Origin of the sequence: Pseudomonas sp. CP-1, from assembly GCF_021213715.1 — a bacterium.
In the GTDB taxonomy this organism is placed as follows: Bacteria; Pseudomonadota; Gammaproteobacteria; order Pseudomonadales; family Pseudomonadaceae; genus Pseudomonas; species Pseudomonas aeruginosa.
On the sequence record NZ_JAJQKY010000010.1, the window covers coordinates 103117 to 124744 of the forward strand.

The window sequence follows — 21628 nt, forward strand, 5'->3', positions numbered from 1 at the left end:
TTTCTGAAACACCACACTAGCATCACAGCCAATGGCAGTCTATTGGACATTGTTAGTGCTCAAGGCAATCCCTTCCCGCCCCAGTTGTTTGACGCTGTACATGGCCTGGTCCGCCGCCTTGAGCAACGTATCGAGGCTCTGGCCATGGATCGGGCATAGCGAGACTCCGATACTGCAGGAGACGAACAGTTCTCCTGCGGTTGTCACGATAGGCTTCCCGATAGCCTCCAGCATCCTCTCCGCCATGATCGCCGCATCCTTGGGGCTGGCAAGATCCGTCATCAGAACAACCAATTCATCCCCCCCGTAGCGCGCTACGGTGTCACACGAACGTACTTCCTGAAGCATGCGATCAGCCACAGCACGGAGAACCTGGTCGCCGAGCTCATGGCCGTACTTGTCGTTGATTTCCTTGAAATGATCCAGGTCGATCACCATCACGGCAAACGAAACCCCATGTCTTTTCCAACGCGAGAATGCCTGATCGAAGCGATCGGCAAAAAGGTAGCGGTTGGGCAGTTGGGTGAGCACATCGTGGGTTGCGAGATAGGCCGAGCGCTCGTGCTCACGCTCGGCAATTTTAATAGCCTTGAAATGCCGAATCAGTACAATCGGCATGAGAACGAGGGCCACGGCTAAAGCCGCCAAGATCATCAGCGTTTCCTTAGTAAGGACATCCGTTAGACGCAACTGGCGCTCAAACAACAAGGTCATGGGTTGCGAAGCACTCCTGATCTCGACTCGGTCGTTCAGACTCGGTAGGAATAGACGGTCCAAGAAGTCAACCTGCTCGGTCTCCGTTGAAAACACATTGTTTTCAGAACCGGCAGCGGTCTTCAGGACGGCACTGATGCCAACCAAGGGGTCTACATTCGCATGATTCACGGCCTCCAGTAACGAGCCCGTCTTGATTAATAGCAACGCCACCATGGTACTGCCGAAAAAATTGGGCCGAGAATGCTCTCGCGCCTGTTCCGGTCGACTGACTGATTGCATCAGAATGTAGGCGTTCCCGCCTTCATACATCGAGAACACCGGCGATACGACAGGCTTCAGATTATTCTGGGTCTGGGCCAGCGCGTAGGACAGATAGCCGACGGTTTCCAGTTTTACGCCGTATATCGCATTGGCTTCCGAGCGTACCGGATACATGAACAGCACAGGCCAAGTCTTGCCGAGATATACCTGGCGCTGGGCAGGTTGGTGGGTAAGACTCGGGAAATCCTTAAACTCAAAGTCCGGTCGCCAGGTGCGGCGCAACAGCGCTGCAAAGGCCGTCTGCTCGGACATGGGCATCCCCCGTGCTACCTCAAGCATGTAAATATGAGGGTACGCGGCCAAAACGGTTGCGGCATAGTGGGCCGCAGCATCCGCGTCACTCTGATCGACAGCCTGGAGAAATGCTGAGAAGCCCGCCAAGACAGCTTCATTGCTATCCAGTTGATTGCGCACGTCACTGGAAATATTCTGCACGTATTCGGAGAAGCGCGTTTCCCAGCGGTGAATCTCGGATTTCAACAGCAACTGGGCCGAGAAACCAATGAGGCCGACGGCCAAGATGATCAATCCCACGAGAGAACGCCGGTGATTAGTCAGCATCATTCCTATCCCACAACGCGTAAATGGCACATCGTGCCTTGGCCAGTTTCTATCAAGTCTATTGGAACTGAGACTGGATGCCTCGGATGCTGGTGATTGCTTGGGAGCATTGGGCTCACCGAAAAATTAAGTCGGCAGAACCTCTGCTTCTGGTTGATTGAAGCCATCTCATTACTCATTGCCAAGATGCATGTGGGTATCCAGTCGTTAGCTGGACTTAACGCAAAAAAATAAAGTGCCTCGTCAGCCGCCTCGGTGGCGGCCTTTGGACTCAGCCAAAGGCAACCATAGAGGCGGTTAGCCATTTTTTTTACAAATATCCTCGTTCGGCCAACGACACGCAACCTTCATGGCCAACCACCACATGATCCAATAGGCAGGTGCCGACCATGTTCAGAGCGTTCTTGAGGGTGATGGTCAGGGTCCGATCGGCTTGGCTGGGTTCTGGGTCACCGGAGGGATGATTGTGAACCATAATGACGGCCGCAGCATTGTGCTCCAAGGCGATCTTGACCACCTCTCTCGGGTATACGCTCGCGCCATCCAGAGTGCCTCTGAACAGTTCTCTAAAGCTTATGACCCGATGTTTTGAGTCGAGCAGCAGCAGGGCAAAGACTTCATACTCGTGGTACTGCAGCAGGGTTTGTAGGTGACTGAACACCTGCTTCGGCTCAGTCAATGCCCGGCCTTTAGACAGACGACTCATGGCCAGTTGTTGCGCCATCTGCAGGATGTCGGCCTCGGTGACGGGTGATTCCATGACGTAGGTGCCACTCGCTTCTCCGACTTTGAGCTTGTGATATTTCATGACGGTATTCCTGTAAGAATGGGGAAGGCTGGGGAGGTTGAGCAGAGCGTTACTGGACGGAAGGCCTAGTGCTGTGCTCGATAGCCTGAGCCTCCAGCTTCTGAGCCAGTGAGGGCTTTGACGGCGCTGCCGGTTGGGCCTCTGCCTTGCTGGGTGGGGTTTCAGCAGTGGGAAAGAACTCCTCGACAATGGCGCCACTGTCCTCCTCGCTGTCTTCAAAAGCGCCATTGTTAAAACCTTGCCGGGCTGCGTGATCCAAGGCGCTCTGGTCAAAGCCCGAGGCTTGCCTGGTTTCCTCCAGTTGCTTGGCGGCCAATAGGGCGTCTTCTAAACTCAGTCCACTGCGCACCGTGATATCGACGTAGAAGATCGGCGTGCCGTGGCTCTGACGGGTGGATTTGCCACGCAGACGCAGCTCCAATGGCAGGCAGGCCAGGCGATTGCCAGAGATGGCTTGCAGGTAATGCAGGCGCGCTGCCAAGGTGCGGATGCTATTGAATCCAGTGGTGCGGAAGACAAAGCTGCCCAGTGGGTCGTCATCACCAATCACCACGTTTAGCCGACCGTAAGGCTTGCAGGCATTGCCTTGGGCCAGTGGGCAGCCATCGGGTGAAGGGCAGGGCAGCGACTGGATACCGTCCTTGGTCAAACGCTTGCAAGTTTCACCATTGCCGACGCACAACGGCCTGCCGGTAGTACGGTCGAACAGGCTGTAGTCCGCGCGGAAGTTGAGGTCCGGTTCGTTGAACAGCAAACGAATCGGAATGCTGCGCAGCTTGCCGTCCTGGCCATTGCGCAGTTCCTCATTGAGTGGGTGCAGCAGCCAGCCGTCTCGGCTTTGGACTTGCGAGGTGATGGTGAACTGATCGTCCTTCTCCGGCAGGCGCTTGCCGTTTTTCTCGACGACTTTGCCGATGGAAATGCGACCGAGCACCGGCGGGGTGATGGCAAAACCTTTGAGCATGGCGGTTATCCTTGATCTGAAAATAAAAAAGCCACCGGGACATGAGCGGTCCGGGTGGCTAGGGTGAGCAGGTTGTTTCAGGCGATCAGGAAGCGACGAGTGCCTGCTTTGGCCTTGGGGTAGCGAGCCTGCAGGTAGGGTTTGTCTTTGAGCATTTGTTCGACATCCAGACCGATGCTGTCCTTGGACTTCTTCCAGCTGATGTAGCCTTCAGCAAATTCGGCACGGGTGGATTCCCCCATGGCCTGCTGCAGAACCTGCTTGAGCTGCGCTTCACGTGTCTCCTGCTGGGCAATGGTTTGGCGAATAGACTTGAGTTCCAGGAAGGTGCTGGTCAGTTCCATGTGCTGGCTGAAGTCCAGGGTCTGCCCGTTATCCTCGGGGTAGAGGCAGCGCAACGCCGCTTCCGCAGACGCTGTGCCATCGGCCGGTGGCGGGGTGTCACTGACGACGTAATCCCAGAACAGCCGTTCTAGGTCAATCAGCCGCGTAATCAGCGCCTCGTCGCGTGTGATGCGATGGATTTCCAGATGCTGGCCACCGAGCAGCACCGCCACATCAGCGGCCTGCTTGCCAGTGACTGCAAGCTGGTGCATGACTTGCAATTGCACATAATCGGGTACGCCCTCTTTCCAGAGGCGTGCCCCGTTTATGCCGGCAGTCTTGCACTCTAGGATCTGCACATCGTCGGTACCGATCACCTCGCGGTCGATATTGGCGAGCATCCAGGGCAGCGCCGGATCGGGATGCTGCAGCACCGCGTTGATCCGTCGGACCTTGTGCTGGCTGCGCTTGCTGTAATGCCAGGCCACGATAGGCTCCAGCACATTGCCCCAGTACAGCGGGCTTTCCTCATCGTGAGGATCGACCTTGGGCATGCTGGCATCGCGACCGGTCTTCTCCAACCACAGCTCAAGCTGCGACTTGTAGGGATTCAGACCCACCGCAGCGGCAGCATCCGAACTGCCGATGCCTTGCTTGCGGATCTGCAACCAGTCCTCGCGGGGCAGCTCCTTGGTGCTGACCAGGCGCAGGGCGGGGCGTTTCTGGCGGGTGCTGCTATTCAATGACGTTGCTTTCATCGTCTTTACCTGCTGGTATAAAAAACGCCCGACCAGCACATGGCTGACCGGGCGCAAGGGGTGAGGTAAGTAAGGGTTAGGCGGCGAGTTGCAGAGCGGCATCCAGGGCGCGTTGTTTGATCTGTGCTCCCTGACCGAACCATGCCGAGTCCAGGCGGTACTCGTTACTGCGGGCACGGCGCTCGTGGTCGACGTACTCGGTCACGGCATTGAGCAGGCCCCAGGCAGTGCCGCGTGCTGAGTCCAGTTGGCTGCCACGACCACGGCCCTCGTACAGTTCCTGGACCTTGCGTAGGGCGCGCTCGTTGGGCAGTTGCTCCGGCAGAGCGCCGGTCGGGCTGGTCTCACACATCACGGTCATGAAGTAACCCAATGCTTCATGCCATTGCACTTTGCGTTCGGCCAGTGCTCGCATGCGGTACATGAAGTCGTCCCATTGCGAAACGGCGATACCGAGTTGCTTCTTCACTATCTTCGGATCGAAGCGGGTGTTGTGTGGCACCTTGATCGCCCGGCTGCTGCCATCGAGGGCGATGGTCAGGGTGTTATTGCAGACTACCCGCACGGTGGTTGGTGTTGCCGTGGTGGCCAGGGTGCCATCGCAGGAGGTCGCCAACAGCAGATAGCCATTCACCTGATCGTTACCCCTGAGTTCTGTGCCTTGCCCGGTACGTGCCAGCGCCCAGAACTTGCGCCCACCCTTGAGTACGCCGGCCGTTTCCAGCTCGTATCCGGAGGCCTCGGTCAAGTCGCGATAAAACTCCAACACTTCACGCGGCTGTACGGTGTGATAGCGCTGGGAGACCACCGACAGCGGAGCTTTGGTGTCGGAACGGTAGAGCACTTTCTGTTCGGGGAAGGAGTGAATCGTGCCAAGGTGACCGACAGTATCTGACTTGAAGTGCACCGGGCTTTCCTGGATCTGCCAGTCCATGCCGGCTTCACGTTGCCAGACTTCGATAGGCTGTTTACGGGGGAGTTGATTGCCCAGGCCATGCCACGGCGTAGCGCCGGCGTAGGCCATGGTTTCGATGAGATGTGCCATTAGAGAGCTCCTTGTCGGAACGCGCAGCATTCAGCATAGCGCCCGGCCCTTGTGGGATGGGTGCTATGCCATGCGGCTATTTGATAAGGGGAGGGGATCGGATGATGCGATTAGGCGAGGCGTGCAGGATCAGTGCTCGGCTTGGGAGAAAGCCTGGCGGCAGTTAAGGCATTCGTAGTTGTCGAGAACTCGGGCATCAATCTCTTCGCCCATTTTGGCTCCGGCCAAGCCTCCAGCCGTACCGCCTGCCAAACCACCGAGAATCGCACCTGCCAAGCCACCGAGGGTCATTCCTATCGGACCAGCAATAGCTCCCAGTGCAGCGCCAGATTGTGCGCCGGTCATGGCGCCTGCAACACCGCTTGCAGTGCCTCCGACCGTACCGGCGATGCCGCCGAGCTTACGAGCATGGTTGCGAGCGAAAACGCGCAGAGAACCACATGAGGGGCAGCAAATGGGCATAATTCGGACTCCTGTAAAACTTAAAGTTAAATAGAAAGCGCAAGCGCTAATTGCTTGCTCTCCATTACGTAATACAGGTTTGAAATTATTTTGATTAAGATTTTTATGATGGCAGCTACGGCAGAGTCGTAGCTGTGTGATCAAGGCCTTGCATATGCCTGGTTTTTACGGCGCTGCCGTATAAATTAAATTGTAAATTTCCTGTTTTTGTTTTGGATTTGCTTTTGTTGGCCTCATGGTCCGTATAGCAGAAGCTGGTGGTGAAGGATAGCTGGCGGCGGTTTTCGCAATTTATTGATTAGATGCTTTTAAGCCCGGCTTCCATTGCAATGGTATGGTACGGCGTTGCCGTGCCTCATTTCAACAGCATGGGGTTAGTTAAATGAGCTATAGCGATTATTGGCGTCGTAAATTTCTCGCCGAACATCCTGAGTATGAGCAACAGTCTCAGGAGCTTCGGTATGAGTCGGTGGAGTCATCTCTATCTGTACGGGCTGCTCCGCTCCCATGGCATGCGAGGGTAAATACAGCGCCGGAGTCAAATTGCACATTACCTTTACCTGGAGCTGCTTCGTCTAATTTCGAGGTCTCGGAGATCTTCCCGCATAAACGACCAAAGATGTGTCACGGCGTCACGCCAGACTCAAGCATCATCAGGCTTGCATGTTGCTTGCGCCAACGCTTGAAGCTAACCCAGCAAGAGCTCGCTGCGCATTTGGGGGTCAGCGCTCGCACGCTGCAGGACTGGGAGCAGGGGCGACGTCAGCCCACTGGGCCTGGAAAAGCCTTACTGCAGTTGTGGATCGACCGGCAATCAGTGGCCCCCTGAGTCGTTCTGACTGAGAGTCAACGTTTTTCCTGGCTATGGGGCGACTGGGTTCCGAAGGACGGAAGGGATCTGAACGGCAAGCAAGACTGCTATTCCTGCTATTAGTAGCAGGAATAGCAGCTGCAGTGGTCCCGGCTAAATCCGGTGGGGCGGGGACAAGCTGCTAGGATGACAATTTCTAGATCGCAATTTTTCTAAAATGTCAATACATCTGCTTAGCGTTGGAAAACCCATTTAGCACCCCTGACGACTCTGAGTGGCACGGGCTGTAGAGTCCTTCCCTATTGAGTTCGCAACTGAAGAGGGCGTGGTGATGTGCAACGAAAGTAGTGGTAAATCAACATTAAGAATTTTACGCATTCGGCAGTTGCGAGAGTGCATTGGGCTGAGTAGATCGACAATTTATGACCGACTAAATCCAATGTCACCTAGATACGATAGTACATTCCCAAAGCCAATTAAGTTAGGGAGGTTTGCGGTGGGTTGGGTTGAGGAAGATATATATCGGTGGATTGGATCTAGGCCTCGAAGAGGCCAGGAAGATTTTGTCGTGATCTCTGAAGGTGTTTAATTTATGAGTTTCTCTAGCTTTGGGTCTTGGGGGGGCTCTGCTTTGGAGGGGGGCTTTCCAAGGTATATGTCTTTACCGGTGATAGTGAGTGCGGTGGATGAGGCGGAAGGGCATATAAAGGCCCCGAGGGCACTCGTTTTTTCATCTGCTCTGACGGCGATCGCTACAGCTGCTCAAGGTTTAATTGATGTTTGTAAGCCGAATGGACAAATAGTTCCAGCATCGCTGATGCTGCTGACGATTGCGAACTCTGGAGAGAGGAAGTCTACGGCGGAGAATATATTTCTTAGAGGAGTTCGCAATTTTCAGGATGAAAAGGATTTGATTTATCTTAAGAAGCTTTCTGATTGGAATGCGAAATGGTCAGTCTGGGAGGCTCGCCGGAAGGGCATGTTGAAGGAAATACTTCGTTCAGGTGATGAAGAGGAAGGTGAGGAATATCAGATATTTATGGCGCATATGGGTAATGAGCCGGTCAAGCCTAGACGTTTTAAGTTAATTTACGAAGATGCTACTTCAGAGGCTTTGTTTTTTGGATTATACCAGAATATTCCTGCAGCAGGGCTCATTTCTAGCGAGGGTGGGGGAGTGTTGACTGGCAAGGCATTTAATGATTTGTCGAAGCAGAATGCCTTGTGGAGTGGGGATGCGATAACTGTTGATCGAGTATCGTCTGAAAGCTACGAGCTAAGAGCTCGTCTGACGGTATCGATAATGGTTCAAGAAAAAACTTTCTTGAGTTATATGGCAAAGAATGGAGAGATATCACGGGGATCTGGTTTGTGGGCTAGGTTTTTGGTTTGCAATCCAAGATCGACCCAGGGAACTAGATTGATTGGTGGAGGGGTGGCCACTTGGAATTGTTGCGAGAAATTCTCTGAGCGCATTGGGGAGATACTTAAAGAAAGTGTTGGATTCTTGATGGATCCGGCTAGGTCAAGGTTAGTGATTAGGTTTTCTCAGGCGGCGGCTCAAAAATGGATAGAAATTTTCAATGCGATTGAGTCGGGCATTGGGCCGGGAGGAAGGTTTTTTGGTATGGGTGATCATGCGTCAAAGTTGGCAGACAATATTGCAAGGGTGGCTGCCCTGTTTCATTTCTTTGAGAGAGGGAGTGGTGATATAGCTCTGGAGACCTTGGATGCTGCTGCTGATGTGTGCTTTTGGTACTCTGGCGAGTTTCTGCGTCTGTTTACATCGCTGCCTCAGGAAGAGATCGACGCACAAGAGTTGGATGACTGGCTACAAGTAAGGCGTGAGGCAGGTGATAGATTTGTAGCAAAGAATATCATACTGCAAAAGGGGCCTGGGAAGTTGCGAAAAGTAAAGCGGTTAGATTCGGCCATTGAGGTACTCTCGACGCAGGGTAAGGTTTTGCTGTCAAAGCTTGGAAATGTTACATGTCTCGATATTTTTCCTGAGTATTCGATGAGTAACTTTTCTCCTAGAACTATTATCTCTCCTTACAAGTCTTCAATTTAGGGGGGGTATGGGTCCTTCGTGATGTTGTGTCGAGATCAGGATAGGTGTCGAGGTATAGGTTTGTTTTGAGGTCTCGATTATGATGAATAGCCTGAAAGGCTCGGTTTCTTGCAGGTGTGTTGTAAGTTTTGCCGTTTCGTGTAAGTCGAGAGCGCCACCCGTTAGGATGGCGTTTCATTATAGGTGAATATCGTTCACTGGAGTTTCTGGATGACGTCATCCAGCGATCGGGCCTCTGCTAGCTGCTCTGCGCAGGTTTGCAGTTGATCCATGTCGTTTGTAGCCTCCAGCTTTTCAATTGCTGATTTCGGCAACTCCCCAAAGCGCTGCTTAAGTTGCAGAGCTAATGTTGCTCGCACGCCTTCAATACGCCCCAGGGTGCGTGCGGCATCTAGATCCATCTGGCGTGACTCTTCCGTATCCTGCTTGGGAAACGAATGGCGCAGCGAGTATCCTAATTGTTCTCGATCAGCTTGTCGCTGACTGCCTCGGGTGACAGTGCGAGTAATATCAAACAGGATATTGCGAACCTGGAATTTTAAGTCTTCGAGGTTGGTGATGTCTAACATTTGGTATTCTTTGTTGGCTTTGAAAATGCGTGTTGCCATTTCGTCGGCAGCTACGGTTTTATCCAATTGTTTAAACTTAGGGTCGTTATATATCATGCCTCGGATCATGGATTCAAGAAGCAGTGATTTCATGCTATTAGAGGGCTGCTGATTCTTGCCCTGTCCCCCGACGCTTGCTCGATTGCTGTAGTGCTTGTTTTCCAGATTTTTGAGTGCGTCGAGCATCGCCAAGTGGCGATTGGATAGCATAAGGGCATTGATCATATTCTGCAGAATATGATCAGTTGCAGCGGCTTCTAGGGAGCTAATTGGGATGAAATGATTTTTATAAATATATTTCACATAGACTGCTTGGCGTAAAGCTATCTCTGAATGCTTGGATAGTTGCTCGTCAATCGCATGTTTACCTTGTCGGATAGTCAGCTCGATTTGTTGATCTTGCGAAGGTTGGATCTCTAGGCTTTCCATCCTTTCATACAACCACTGCGTGTGTTGTTGGTGTGCAGGCAAAGCGATCTTCTGCAGATCACGTACCTGCTTTTCGACGTTTTCAGCTTGGGCGAGTAATATCGTCGCTGTACGCATATCTGGCTTTGGTCCACGCTCATTCCGGAAAGACAAGCTTATACTCCTCATTGTTCGAATGGGGCCTCAGTGTAGTGGGGCCAGCATGAGAGGTGAGATCGAACGTCTGTTGCTAAAGTCGTCTCTCGCAGGTTCTGTGGGCTATACGGGTGCAACAATATCTTATAAAGATGCGGTGACGAGAGTCTCTGAGACGATTTGGTCCAAATGTAGTCCAAGCTTGTGCCAAGCGTCAGCCATCTCTTTTGTATAGCTATGACGCTGATAGGTGCGTTTAACCTTGTTTTCTTCAGTGTGATTCAGGCACCGTTCTGCTACTTCAGGAAGTACTCCCAAGGCAGTCATGATAGTGGCGCCGGTGCGCCTCAGATCATGCGGGGTCCATTTCCCTCCGCTCAACAAGAGGGCTTGTGCTTTGGCGCTACGATTACTCATCACTCCCTGATCAGGCTGGCGCTGCCTGTCGCCAAGTTGCTTGGTTACGGTCTTGGAACAGACCGGGCCGCTGTCTTCCGTGTTGGGGTAGCACCAAGCGGAGTGACTGTTAAGTACGCTGATTTTTTTGAACTGCCGGATGGCAAATGAAGAGAGCGTGATGCTGTGGGCTTTTCCGTTTTTGCTGTTCTCTGCCGGTATGAGCCAAATGCCTCTGGCGAGATCAAGGTGCTCCCAGCGTGCATTGAGCAGTTCACCAATGCGGCAGCAGGTGGAGAGGGCAACCCAGATTGCAGCTTCGGTGGACGGGAGTAGGCCGGCTTCAGGAGTGAGCAGGGCTAGGGCGCGGATCTCATCATCGCTCAGCACTCGGTCGCGTTCGACTTCCTTGCCGCCAATCTTGGCCTTGCGGATGCTGGCAGTCGGATCGTGCTCAATCAGGTCTCGATCCACTGCGAACCGAAACATTTGTCGCATCAGGCTAAGGATCAGCTTGGCCATACGGTTGACGCCGCGAGCGAGAAGGGCATCGGTCACTTCGGTGATTTGCCCTTTTTTTACGTCAGCTACGGCTATTTTGCCTAACAATGGCAAAACGTCCTTTTCAAACATGCGGCGAACCTCTGCTCCACCATCCTTGCGGTTGATCAGGTCGACGGTGGCCCAGTGTTCGAATAGCTCGGAGACGCTTTTTCTTGCGGCCTGTCGGGCTTGCTCCGCATCTGCGGCTGCTTTTTCTGCTGCTAGGCGAGCGAGCTCGGCGTCCCGGGTGGCCACGCGCGCCGCCTCTTCAGCTTCAAAATGCTCCCGGATATCCCGAATTCCTGCCTTGTGCAGGCCAGCAAGTTCCTTCGCACGTTGGCCAGCTTCGGCCAGGGTCATGGTTCCCTCAAGCCCCTCACGGCTGTAGGTGCCGATGGGATAGGTGATACGTTCACCGATGCTGTTCGCGTAACGGAAATAAAAGAGGCGTTCTCCGCTAGTGGTGATGCGAGCGACCAGGCTGCCATGCCCCCAGATGGCAACTTCACTGAGCCACTTGTCACTGGCGCCGGGTTTGGCGGTCATTTGTCGGTCTGTAATCTTGGCCATTTGGTTGGTTTTCCCGTTGCCAATTGGTTGCCAATTGAGATTCTCTGGTTGCCAATTCGTTGCCAATTGAGATCGGCTTTCCTCGAACAGCTGTGGGCTATTTTGGACAGTAGAATGGATAAAATCCAGTAAAACCAGGGGTTTGAGCATTATGCTTCGGATGAGGTTGAATCAGATAGGATGGGTATTTACCTTTATGGGGTGCAAGGGGTCGAGTGTTCGAATCACTCCGTCCCGACCAAAAAACCCTAAAAAATCCAGTCACTTAGCGGTGACTGGATTTTTTTATGCCTAGTGGTTTTGAGGTGCCTTAGATTTTTGTGCCACTTTTTGTGCCACCGGGATTTTGTGCTGCTATCGAGCGAAAGGCTGGTTTGTTATCCGCCGCCTTTATCCAGTGGTCGAAGGCTCAGCTTCTCTTCTGTGCTGCCAGAGGGAGCTCCGGGTTTGTGCATCTCTACAGCATTCAGTTTCCGCTTCGTATGCGCATTTCTTGCTTCTAGTTTGATGCAGTAAACGCTGGGCTAGGTTGCGACTGCCGATTACGGTGTCACGATACCGGCAATCGGTCAGTTTCAGAAATCGGCCAAAAGCGGTCACTAGCCAACGGTCGCTTCCGCCCCATAGCGGACATACATTGGCAGAGTATCTCATCGCATAGTCGATCCACTTAAGCCCCCCGCCCACTAACTGACCGATAGCTGCCGGCTAACTAACCTGTCCCTTTTACGCATCTGCGGGCGGCCAGCGCAGTTTTCCGCGGCCGACGCGCAAGGCTTCCACGAGCCTAGTTTTGCCCGGTAGCCGGCCCGAGAAGAGGCTGGGTTTGGGATCGACCGCCGGCTTCTTGAAGGCGGCGACTCGCTGGTAGTCCGGGGTTGCCAGCCAGGTCCGTCCGTCCCCCTCGTCGGTGACGATCCGATAGAGGCCGGCGGGCGGGGCGGCCTCGATATCGAGCAGGCGCTTGTAGCGTTCGACCGACCACTTCTGGATACCGTCGTTGAGAGCCTCGGTTCGGAAGCGCGCCCATAGCGCGGCGGTGACGGGCGTCGGCCAGTCGCCGGCGTCGGTGTAGGCCGTGATCTCGTCGGATTCGAGCCAGGCCCGCATTTCCGCCGGGGTGACGAAGACCGGCTCGGCGTCCTCGATGGCTACCATAGCCGCGCGCCGTGACGGCAGGCCCGCGCGGATCAGCATTGCCATCATGAATCGCGGGACGCCGGTTTCGACTGCCGCCGCTGCGCCGCCCGCCACCGTCTCCGGCGACCAGCCGAGGGACATGCGGCGGGTGCGGACGGCTTCCAGCGCCCAGACCAAGCGATAGGTGAAAGCCTCTTCAACCGCGCGCATGTTCTGCGGTCCGATCTTGGATACCTCCTCGCCGGACACCCAGCTGCGCAGGATGGCCTTCCAGTTCGCCGGCAGCGCGTTCGCCTTGTCGGGGATGAAGGGCCGCATGAACAGCAGGCGTTCGCCGAGACCGCAGAGCGCGCCGACGAGTTCGTCGATGTCGCCGCTCAGCGCCGCCTCGTCTGCCCGGTCGAGCAGTTCGGCCAGCTCGTCGGCCATGGCGTCGATAGTGAGACCCGCTTCGAGCCCGACGCCCATGGCGAAATGCCCGCGCCGCGCTTGCGCCGTGGTGGTCTTCCAGATGAGGTCGGCGCGCGCTTCGAACACTTTCTTGTGCAGAGGGGCGACGTCCTCACCCTCACGGGCAATCTGGCGGGCCCAGAGCGATCCCTTAAGCGCCTCGTCCAGAAGCTTGGGTAGATCGGCGCGATCGGCGTCAAGCGCTTCGATTAGGCCGAACACGGTCGCGTCGAGGCGTTCGACGAGCTGAGACAGCGGCTCCTCGTCGATGGGTTCCTCCTCGTCGTCTTCATCGGCGTCATCGGCGTCAGCGTCGTATTTCACGGCGGCTGCCAGCCGCTCGGCCACCTCGACTTCTTCGTCGGGTGATCTCCAGGCCTCGCGGGCGTTGGCGAGATATTCCCAGGCGTCGGCGCGATCCAGGACGCCCTCGCGCGAAAGGCGCTCAAGGATCTCGGTGACGATCTGGATGAGGCCGCTCTTCAGGGTTCGGGCCTTGGCGGAGGCGACCAGCCTGCGCCATTCGCGCTTTCGCCAGTCGATCTGGTCGAACATGATATGGACGATCAACCCTTCGACGTCGACGAAGGCGCGCCCCGCGCGGCCGGCAACGTTGGCGAACTCTTCGCCTTTGATCTTCTCCCCCGCCCGATAGAGCGTGGGCACCAGCAGGACGGCGGCGTTGAGGTTGAGGCCCTGCGAGAGCGTAGGCGAGGCGACGATCACCTTCAGCACGCCCTCGGACAGGAGAATTTCCAGCTCACGCAGGAACGGGCTCGGCAGCCGGCCATGGTGGATGGCGACGCCCGCCTTCAAGCTGGCCACGGCGGGATGATCCTCGCCGAGCCATTCCTTGCCGACCTCGAGGGCGCGGGCGATCGACGCCTCGTCATCTAGCAGCGGGTCCAGATAGCCACGCTTGCAGAGGTCCACGACCTGTTTGCCGTAGCTCTCGACCCAGTTCGCCTGGGTGGAGAAGATCAAGGTGCGCTTGCCCTGGCTCGCGAACTCCCACGCCGCGAACAAAACGAGGTGCGAGTTCTTGCGTGGATAGGGCTTCGTCTCCCTCCCGAGCGCTGGTTTCTCCACGACGAACTTGTCGAGGAAGGGGCCATCGTCATCAAGGTCAAGCCGCAGCAGCGCGTCTTTGCCGCGCCAGGTGAGTGCGCCGAAGCGCTGGCGCGTGGGGCGCCAGTCGGAACGCACCGGCTCACCCGGTTCGTCGGAACGAATCCAGGCGGTGAGATCGTCGAGTTCGTCGCCGCTCGGCAGGATAGCGGAAAGACAGACGATTCGGCGTTCGGCCGCGTCCGCGCGCCTAAGCAGGCGCTGCACGAGCGTCTCGTAGCGGATTTCGCGCTCACTCGGACCGATCATGTGGCCCTCGTCGAGGACGATCAGGCCAACATCGTCGATCAGCGACGGGTCGCTTCTCAGCGCGAAGTCGAGTTTTTCGGGCGTCGCAATGATGATCTCGCGGGTGCGCAGGGCGTCTTCATCACCGGCCGAAAGACCGCTGACGCCGTAGAGCGAGGAGACGCTGAAGCCGAGGGGCGCGAAGGTCTTCCTGAAGGACCTCTCGGTCTGAGCGGACAAGGCGCGCAGCGGTGTGACGATCAGCACCCGGCGCACCGAGGACAGGGTCATCAGTGTTGCGATCTCGGCTACCCGCGTCTTGCCCGCGCTGGTGGGCAGAGCGACAACCAAGTCGTCCCTGACGTCCGTGGAGCGCTGGGCGGCTTCGCGCTGCGAGGGCCATAGCTCTACCTCCGAGGTCTTGCGGGCATAGAGCGAGGAGATGAACAGCCGCCGCAGGTCTGGATATTTTTCCTCCGTACCCTCGGGCGGCTCGGTCGGCAGGTTCTGGTGCAAAGAGTGCTGCCACAGGTCGTCGATCAGGTGGTGACAGAGGTTCGATATCCACCACAGCGGAACATTCTCGGCGTTGCCTGCCAGGCTGACTGCCGTGGCGAGCAAGGCCCGTGCGCTTTCAATCGGCTCGGGCTCGCCCGTCTCAAGCGCGAAGTCGAAAAACGCCAGGGCCCGGCAGATCGTCGTATTGAGGATGGTCGACAGAACCTCGTCGACGTCAGGGTCTTCGCCTCGTAGCGCCTCGGCGATCTGCTCGTCGCCATGAGCCGCGTCGCCGAGCCATTCGCGAACGAAGCCGCGCAACTGGTCGAGATCTCGAAGAATCAGATGGCGGATCGCCGTTTCGCCCGGCGAGGTGTTGAGGTCGTCCGCCGTCTCGTTGAAGAGCGAATAGGCGACGGCCGAGAAGCCGGCCAGATGGTAGGCAGCGGCGGCGATGGTGCGGCGGAAACCGCGATCAGGCGCCTCGGGGTCACCGTTGCGCACTAGGGCTTCAAATGCGTTGGCGGCGCGCTCGAAGGCCTTGCTGGTCAGCGCCGAAGCGCCAGCCTGAGCGCGCAGGGCCATCGCGCCTCGGAGCAGGGCGAAGCCGTGTTCGGCGAGATCGGTTTCAATTGTCGCGCCAAGGGGCGGTGCGTTCGGTGGCAGCACGCCCTCGTCGCGCATGAGCGACCAGGCCGCGCCGCGATAGAGGAGGCGCCCAAGGATGCCGTCGACGGTCGCGGTCGTCAGGAACGCGGTCAGTTCGTCAATCGTCTCCAAGGTTTTCTGCCTCCAGGTACATATCCGCGATGAAGTCTTGGTGGTCTTCGACGTGGATGTTCACGACGTAATGGTCCCGATTGGTCCCGGTGGCGTCGAGGTCCTCCTTCAGCGAGGCGTGGGGGCCGTTGCCCGAAACTGTGAAAAGCATGTGGTCGATGCGATCGGCGCGCAGTGACTTCAGGCCGACCTCGTCGCGCAGGCTGCGACCCAGTACGTTGTCGTCAGGGTCGTTGCTCTCCAGTAGACGGTTGGCGACGAACAGCAGAGAGTCGGGCGTGCAACGGCCGTTATCGCGGTTAAGCACCTTGCGGGCGCTCGTGACCGTGGCCTTGCCGAGTACCTTGTTGCTCTTGGCTTCGCCTTTCAGAAGCCAGAGCTTCTCGCCGGCCCCATCGTATCCGGCGCCGATGAAGTCATCGCCGCGCATGGCCATGTTGCGGTCGTCCTTGTAGCGAAGTCGACGCACGGGGACGCGAAGGCCGATCTCTTCCTCGACCAGCTCGGTCGCGAGAATCTCGCCGAGATCGCCGGAGCGGCCCTTGGCCGTTTGAGGCATTTTGGCGCTGAGAATTTCACTGGCGACTTCGTATCCCAGTCGCTTCACGTCTTCGGCGATGAGTTCGAGTCGATCGTAGTGAGAGCGGATGGTCTTGGCGAGGTCATCGCGGATCTCGTCGCGGCCACCATCCTTCTCGACATAGGTCCAGTAATGCTTGCGCTTGTCCTTTTCTTTGGTGGACTTGCACCACCTCTTATACAGCCCCACGGCGTTCCCTCGATCAATCAGCCCCGATCCTGATAGCGATCATGCGCGTTGGCGAACGCACCGTGACGACTATGATTATCCAGTATGCACGCCTCGTGCAGTTTCAGAAAATATCGCGTGTTGAGGAGCACACTATCTGAACGCAGCTGACGTCGAAATCGAAGTACCCGAGCGGAGTGACTGCTTCTGACCGGTTCCTGCCTATTACCGTCGTCAACTTTCGACCGAAAGCGGGTGCCGCGCGCCTAGTTTGTGCTACTACCGGCCTTGACCCCTTAGTCTCAGCTTGGCCAATAGGTCGTGGACGTGATCACATCTCAGTCGTTGCCTACATACCTGAATGTGGCAAAGCATTGACGTTGCTCGTCGCCGGCCGCGATCTAAGTGCTTGATAACGTCAGTCTGGCGCTAGAACACTCTCCATGATTCGGAAGGCTGTTTTGGGCGGGCCTAAGATCAGCGACATAGTTTCAGCCTAATTACCGTGATATTTCCGGTGGAGGCTTATTCCTCAATGTGCATGATTTTTAACGCTTGCTTGAGGTAGAGGTTTTGCTCTGTTTCTAGTTTGAGTAATAGCTCTATTACTTTATTACGCTTAATGCCATGTTTCTTAGATAGCAATTTTAGTCGTGATATTGCTTTTTCCGATAGCACAAGATTCTGTTGCTTTTTTCCTTTTAGGTTTTCTCTATAGGTTTTTTGATACCAACGATTTTTTGCGTATTTTTTTATAGCTTCCAGTTCGTATTCGCTGGTCGAAACTTGATTAAAATGCTGCATCACCTCTTCGAGGCTTTTGAATGCTGTTTGTAGAGGTTGGATATGGGTGTTGTTATTTTTTATCCAGTCCCATATGCATGTGGATATATAGCTTTCGTCTGCATTTAAGGCCCAGCTAAAGTGGTTATATGGGTTTCTTTTGGATTGCCATTCGTTTTTAAGATTTGTGACGATATCGTTTTTCTCGGATAGCTCGATGCTCCATGTGTCAATTGTTGCTATCAAGAAATCTTTGCTTGTAATTTTTGTTGGCGCTATTCCGTGGAGGTTTCTTGGTTTAATGTTTTTGCTTGTTAATGTCTTGTCTATTTTGTTTTTAATCCAGTCATGTTGGATTTTGTCTTCGGTTATCCAGGCTAATGCCTTTTCTTCTAAAAGCTCTCTGCAAAGGCCTGAATTAATCAATGGTAAAATGCTAGGGGCTGCCACAATCATGCTGGATATTGCTTGGTCTAAATTTGGTAGGCCTATAATTTCGCTGTTCATGGAGGAGGGTTTTTTTGATTTAAAAAAGACTAATATCCAAATTATCTCCCTCTTGCTTAGTTTCGATCTGCGAAGTCGGCTCATAAGTTCATTAATGGTTTCCTTTTTTATTCCAAAATGGTCTGATTTCAATTTTTTATGCTCCTTGAGGTTATATAATTTTTGCTTACTAGTAATATTTATAGCATTTTTCTAGACTATTTTTTTTGCTTAGCAGCCCAAAGAGAAGGCTTTTTCGCGGCTCATGCCTAGCTCTTGCTAGCCATCCTAAATCTACTCAGTGCTTGTGGATGCTAAAGGTCAAATGTGGACGCGTGAAACACCAGCCAGAGATCGCTCTGCTGAGGTAGGCGGCGTCATTCATTCGGAATAAGTTCGGAGCGCTGTCGGAAGATGAGTGAGATGCCGGAGCCTAGCCCAGCCTTCAGCTGCCTTAGGAGAGTGGATGTATTTTCACGTTGGTTAGTTATTATTGATTAGGTTTTATGTTTGCTGGTGTAACGAGTATATTTCAGTGTGTGTGGATATTTACTGATCAGAGAGCTCCTATGAACCCATCATAGGAGCTAATCATGTACCGCCAACCACCACCTAGCGCAGCTGAATGGCAAGGCTTTCCTGTTCAGTTAACACCCAGTGACCTTAACTCAGACTATCTGAAGAATATCTGCCTTTTACTGCTAGATGGCTTGCTCATGCATTCGCGCTGGACGGTTATTCGGTTTGACCTAAAAGCACCCAGAGGATTCATATTGCCTCAAGGGGCAATAACTGGCTTCATCGAATCACTTAAGCGCCAGCTTGAGCATGACCAGTCCATTAAGCCAACGTTAGGGGGTAGAGCCTACGATCCGATGCTTCGCTATGTTTGGGTGCGCGAGTGGAACGACGCGAGCCAGCCGCATTATCACCTAGCGCTAATGCTGAATCGCGATGCCTACTTCACCTTGGGCGATTACTCTAAATTGCATCCTGCTGGCTGCAACTATGATGAAATGCTTGCGGGTCGTATCTACAAAGCCTGGGGTGTGGCACTGGGCTTGGACTGGTTCGTCGCAAGGAGTGGAGTTCACTTCCCACAGCAGCCTGTATCGCCGTTGAAGATTCAGCATCAGCTGTTCGAGCGGCAGTATCGGGCGGTCTTCTACCGCCTGAGCTACTTCGCCAAAAAGAGAACCAAGGTATATGGGGACGGCCAGCGAAACTTTGGCATGAGTCAGCTGAGTCGTTTTAAAACCGAACGCCCCTGAGCCATCTCATGGACTAACTACCGGAGCGCTGACCATGAGACTGATTCGACTGAAAGAAGTGATGCGACTGACCGGCCTTGGTCGCTCTACCGTCTACAAGGTCATGAAGGACGGGAGCTTCCCTGGCTCAGTTGCTTTGGGGGGTAAGGCTGTAGCGTGGGTTGAGTCCGAGGTGCAGGAATGGATCCTGGCTCGGCTTCGGGAACGAGACCAGCCATCTCTGTAGCCTTGCGAAACAACCGCAGGACGTCATCACGTCCGTCTGCAGACGTAATGAAACCTCTTAGCTTTGGTCTCTCAAGGCAAAAAAAGTATCGGGCATGGATTGGCGTGGGCAGCTGCTATGCTGCCCACGCTGGATCTATCCCGTGCTGGTCGATATCGACGTGTGTCTTCATGGACCCGCACGGTTTCACAGATATCCCTGTTCGGCGAGCGATACGCAGCCTTCAGCCCCCACGATGATGTGGTCGAGCGTGCGTACGCCCACCATTTCGAGTGCGTGCTTGAGCCTGCTGGTCAGGACACGGTCTGCATGGCTTGGCTCCGGATCACCGGAAGGGTGGTTATGCACCAACACTATTGCTGCTGCATTGTGTTCCAGCGCTACTTTGACGACTTCGCGGGGATAGACACTGGCACTGTCCAGGGTGCCGCGAAACAGCTCCTCAAATCGAATGACACGGTGTTTGCTGTCCAGCAGTAGCAGTGCAAATACCTCATGCTCATAGTCCTGCAGCAGGAGCTGCAGGTAGCCAAAGACCTCCTTGGGTTGATGCAAGGCCTGGCCTTTACGCAGCCGCTTGCTGGCCAGATGTTGAGCCATTTCCACGATATCGGCTTCGGTCACCGGTGCATCGGCGATGTAGGTGCCAGCGGACTCGCCGGCCTTGAATTTGGCAGTCATAGGACCTCCATACGGCTGTGTTTGTAGGGGCATAAAAAAACCGCCGGACCATCGAGTGATCTGGCGGTTTGAGGGGGATCAGCTGACCTGAAATACCGGTCAGCTGTGTCAGTGGGGCATCAGGGCAAGCGGCCTTCGCTACACCATTGCTGCCACTCGGTGATTTGGTCGTGGGTGATCGCGACTTCGTCTCCTTCATCTTGGCGATAGGCAGCGATCCAGGCATCCAGGCACGCTTCGGCATCCATTGCGGAGGGGGCTGGATCTGCTTTCATTCGACCCAGCTGAAGCAGCCGGCCCTGGAACTGATATTCAACACAAGCGTAGTTCTGGCAGTTGGTCTGGACGCTCTGCTCCCAAACGTGTTGCTCCTCCTGAACACGCTGCTTGGTTGCTTCGCTGTAGTGACGACTGTTCATGATTTTATTGAAGCCCTTGTCGACAGCTCGTTTGAGCGCCGTCAGGGATTGCCGATAGCAGATCTCAACCTCTTGGGTAGACCGCCTGGAATCACAGTAGGAATTGGCCTGGACGTTGATCGAGGTCGCCAGCAGCAATATCGGAACAAGTGCAGTCAGTCGCTTCATGGGACACCTACAGCAGCGGCGCTTTTTGGCGTAGGTCGGAATAGGTCTTCACGTTATTGCGGTAGACGTCCTGAAGGCTGCTGAGCCGATCGATGTGGCCAAACCTCTTGATCTGCCCGTCGCTGTAAGTACCCTCCAGCCCCGACCACACGAGTTCGATTTCGTCATCCTTGACGACCCACTCAAAGATTTCGGCAACTGATTCTATGGTGGCGGCATTGTCCAATTGCTCCAGCTTGACGGCGTGCTGGGCATCCAGCTCCTCAAGCTTGGCAGCAACGGAGTTCTGCAGGTTTTCATAAAGCTCCGTTGCCCGGTTCAGGCGCTGCTGAGCGTGAGCCACCGATTCTTGCCCGCGAGCGTTCTGGACCTCGCTCAGGCGAGCACGTTCCTCAGCAATCTGGGCTTGAACCTTTTCGCGTTCAGTTGCCATGGCCCGAAGCAGCTCCTGTTCGTTCTGCTTGTGCGCAGCGAACTGAGGGGAGGCCGGGTCTCGCACGTAGCTCAAGAAGTAACGCTGTGCAGCTGACGCAACCTCTGGGCTGCCGGAGTAGTTTTGAAGCGAGCGTGAGGGGGCGTTTTCGGAGAGCAACTCCTCCCTGGCCAGAAGGTCGGTGAGCCGATCACTGTTTAAGGTGGCGTTGTTGGTCGGCCTCGGTTTATTCAGTGCGTTCTCGGCGGCTTCCACCTCCATGCGCGCTGGTTCAAGGTGGACTTGGGCAGCACTTCGTTGCATGTCGAAGCCGCTCAGCAAGTTCTCCCGGATACGTTGTTTTTCCTGTTCGTAGTACGACTCGATGCCGGTGATACGGCACTTGTACTGAACAAGCTCTCTGTCTCTGTCATCGGTAATGACGTCCCAATCGACACTGTCGCAGATGCTCCGATTGCTGAACGCCTGGTCGACGGTGTATTGCTCGTTGATTTTCATTCGACCGTTCTTGACGGTATCGATGGCTTCGTTGCAGCCGGCCAGCGCCAGGGGCAGAAGCGGCGCGAGAATGATCGTTCGCAGGTTCATGTGATCCTCGAATGGTTTGAAAATGAAAGGGAGGGGTTTGAAGCGGGCTGCATCCTGCAGGGGGATTCCTGAGTGTTT

At 55.0% G+C, this 21628-nt stretch carries 19 protein-coding genes; 5 read left to right on the plus strand and 14 right to left on the minus strand.

Features of this window, described 5'->3' with window-relative positions:
• Positions 1 to 39 precede the first annotated feature (39 nt).
• From LT948_RS20250 to LT948_RS20275, 6 genes are all read right to left on the minus strand, one after another.
• Entirely contained in the window at positions 40 to 1599 is a 1560-nt protein-coding gene (locus LT948_RS20250) for a GGDEF domain-containing protein (protein WP_070087264.1), read from the minus strand.
• A 310-nt stretch (positions 1600 to 1909) separates the two neighbouring features.
• Positions 1910 to 2407, minus strand: coding sequence for a RadC family protein (gene radC / locus LT948_RS20255; protein ID WP_099774193.1), 498 nt, complete (start codon positions 2405 to 2407; stop codon positions 1910 to 1912).
• Positions 2408 to 2456: 49 nt separating this feature from the next.
• Positions 2457 to 3371 carry a recombination directionality factor gene (locus LT948_RS20260; RefSeq protein ID WP_099774194.1) on the minus strand — a complete coding sequence of 305 codons (915 nt, stop codon included), beginning with the start codon at positions 3369 to 3371 and terminating at the stop codon, positions 2457 to 2459.
• Positions 3372 to 3448: 77 nt separating this feature from the next.
• Entirely contained in the window at positions 3449 to 4453 is a 1005-nt protein-coding gene (locus tag LT948_RS20265; RefSeq protein ID WP_232197116.1) for a YqaJ viral recombinase family nuclease, read from the minus strand.
• A 76-nt stretch (positions 4454 to 4529) separates the two neighbouring features.
• Positions 4530 to 5498 carry a DUF932 domain-containing protein gene (locus LT948_RS20270; RefSeq protein WP_232197117.1) on the minus strand — a complete coding sequence of 323 codons (969 nt, stop codon included), beginning with the start codon at positions 5496 to 5498 and terminating at the stop codon, positions 4530 to 4532.
• A 129-nt stretch (positions 5499 to 5627) separates the two neighbouring features.
• Positions 5628 to 6104 (minus strand): hypothetical protein, encoded by a 477-nt coding sequence (locus LT948_RS20275; RefSeq protein WP_315529983.1) that lies wholly within the window; start codon positions 6102 to 6104, stop codon positions 5628 to 5630.
• A 475-nt stretch (positions 6105 to 6579) separates the two neighbouring features.
• On the opposite strand from LT948_RS20275, the gene LT948_RS20280 reads away from it, so the two are divergent.
• The 3 genes from LT948_RS20280 (at position 6580) to LT948_RS20290 (ending at position 8842) form a co-directional block, all read left to right on the plus strand.
• Complete coding sequence (locus LT948_RS20280) at positions 6580 to 6789, plus strand: helix-turn-helix domain-containing protein (protein WP_080634907.1); 210 nt, start codon at positions 6580 to 6582, stop codon at positions 6787 to 6789.
• A 313-nt stretch (positions 6790 to 7102) separates the two neighbouring features.
• Positions 7103 to 7360, plus strand: a complete 258-nt coding sequence (locus LT948_RS20285; RefSeq protein ID WP_232197118.1) for a helix-turn-helix transcriptional regulator — start codon at positions 7103 to 7105, stop codon at positions 7358 to 7360.
• Positions 7361 to 7363: 3 nt separating this feature from the next.
• Complete coding sequence (locus tag LT948_RS20290; RefSeq protein ID WP_232197119.1) at positions 7364 to 8842, plus strand: YfjI family protein; 1479 nt, start codon at positions 7364 to 7366, stop codon at positions 8840 to 8842.
• Between the two features lie 194 nt (positions 8843 to 9036).
• On the opposite strand, the gene LT948_RS20295 is transcribed toward LT948_RS20290, so the two are convergent.
• The 5 genes from LT948_RS20295 to LT948_RS20315 form a co-directional block, all read right to left on the minus strand.
• Positions 9037 to 10032 (minus strand): DUF4351 domain-containing protein, encoded by a 996-nt coding sequence (locus LT948_RS20295; RefSeq protein ID WP_232197120.1) that lies wholly within the window; start codon positions 10030 to 10032, stop codon positions 9037 to 9039.
• Between the two features lie 126 nt (positions 10033 to 10158).
• The gene (locus LT948_RS20300) at positions 10159 to 11523 is read right to left on the minus strand and encodes a site-specific integrase (protein WP_200929464.1); all 1365 of its coding nucleotides are present in this window, start codon (positions 11521 to 11523) and stop codon (positions 10159 to 10161) included.
• Between the two features lie 726 nt (positions 11524 to 12249).
• On the minus strand, positions 12250 to 15747 hold the full coding sequence (locus LT948_RS20305) for a DEAD/DEAH box helicase (protein WP_033866958.1): 3498 nt from the start codon (positions 15745 to 15747) through the stop codon (positions 12250 to 12252).
• Positions 15734 to 16516: a HamA C-terminal domain-containing protein gene (locus LT948_RS20310; protein WP_033866960.1), complete on the minus strand. Its 783-nt coding sequence runs from the start codon at positions 16514 to 16516 to the stop codon at positions 15734 to 15736. Before LT948_RS20310 ends, LT948_RS20305 begins: the two co-directional genes overlap by 14 nt.
• Positions 16517 to 17020: 504 nt before the next feature.
• Complete coding sequence (locus LT948_RS20315; protein WP_124166492.1) at positions 17021 to 17785, minus strand: hypothetical protein; 765 nt, start codon at positions 17783 to 17785, stop codon at positions 17021 to 17023.
• Between the two features lie 572 nt (positions 17786 to 18357).
• Here LT948_RS20315 and LT948_RS20320 point away from each other — a divergent pair.
• Both LT948_RS20320 and LT948_RS20325 read left to right on the plus strand, forming a co-directional pair.
• On the plus strand, positions 18358 to 19035 hold the full coding sequence (locus tag LT948_RS20320) for an inovirus Gp2 family protein (RefSeq protein WP_079380323.1): 678 nt from the start codon (positions 18358 to 18360) through the stop codon (positions 19033 to 19035).
• Positions 19036 to 19069: 34 nt separating this feature from the next.
• Positions 19070 to 19261 (plus strand): AlpA family transcriptional regulator, encoded by a 192-nt coding sequence (locus tag LT948_RS20325; RefSeq protein ID WP_033866961.1) that lies wholly within the window; start codon positions 19070 to 19072, stop codon positions 19259 to 19261.
• A 186-nt stretch (positions 19262 to 19447) separates the two neighbouring features.
• Here the strand turns inward: LT948_RS20325 and radC (LT948_RS20330) are convergent, their stop codons facing one another.
• The 3 genes from radC (LT948_RS20330) to LT948_RS20340 form a co-directional block, all read right to left on the minus strand.
• Positions 19448 to 19942, minus strand: a complete 495-nt coding sequence (gene radC, locus LT948_RS20330; protein ID WP_033866962.1) for a RadC family protein — start codon at positions 19940 to 19942, stop codon at positions 19448 to 19450.
• A 119-nt stretch (positions 19943 to 20061) separates the two neighbouring features.
• The gene (locus LT948_RS20335) at positions 20062 to 20529 is read right to left on the minus strand and encodes a hypothetical protein (protein ID WP_033866964.1); all 468 of its coding nucleotides are present in this window, start codon (positions 20527 to 20529) and stop codon (positions 20062 to 20064) included.
• 7 nt (positions 20530 to 20536) lie between these two features.
• The gene (locus tag LT948_RS20340; protein ID WP_033866965.1) at positions 20537 to 21550 is read right to left on the minus strand and encodes a hypothetical protein; all 1014 of its coding nucleotides are present in this window, start codon (positions 21548 to 21550) and stop codon (positions 20537 to 20539) included.
• Between the last annotated feature and the right edge of the window lie 78 nt (positions 21551 to 21628).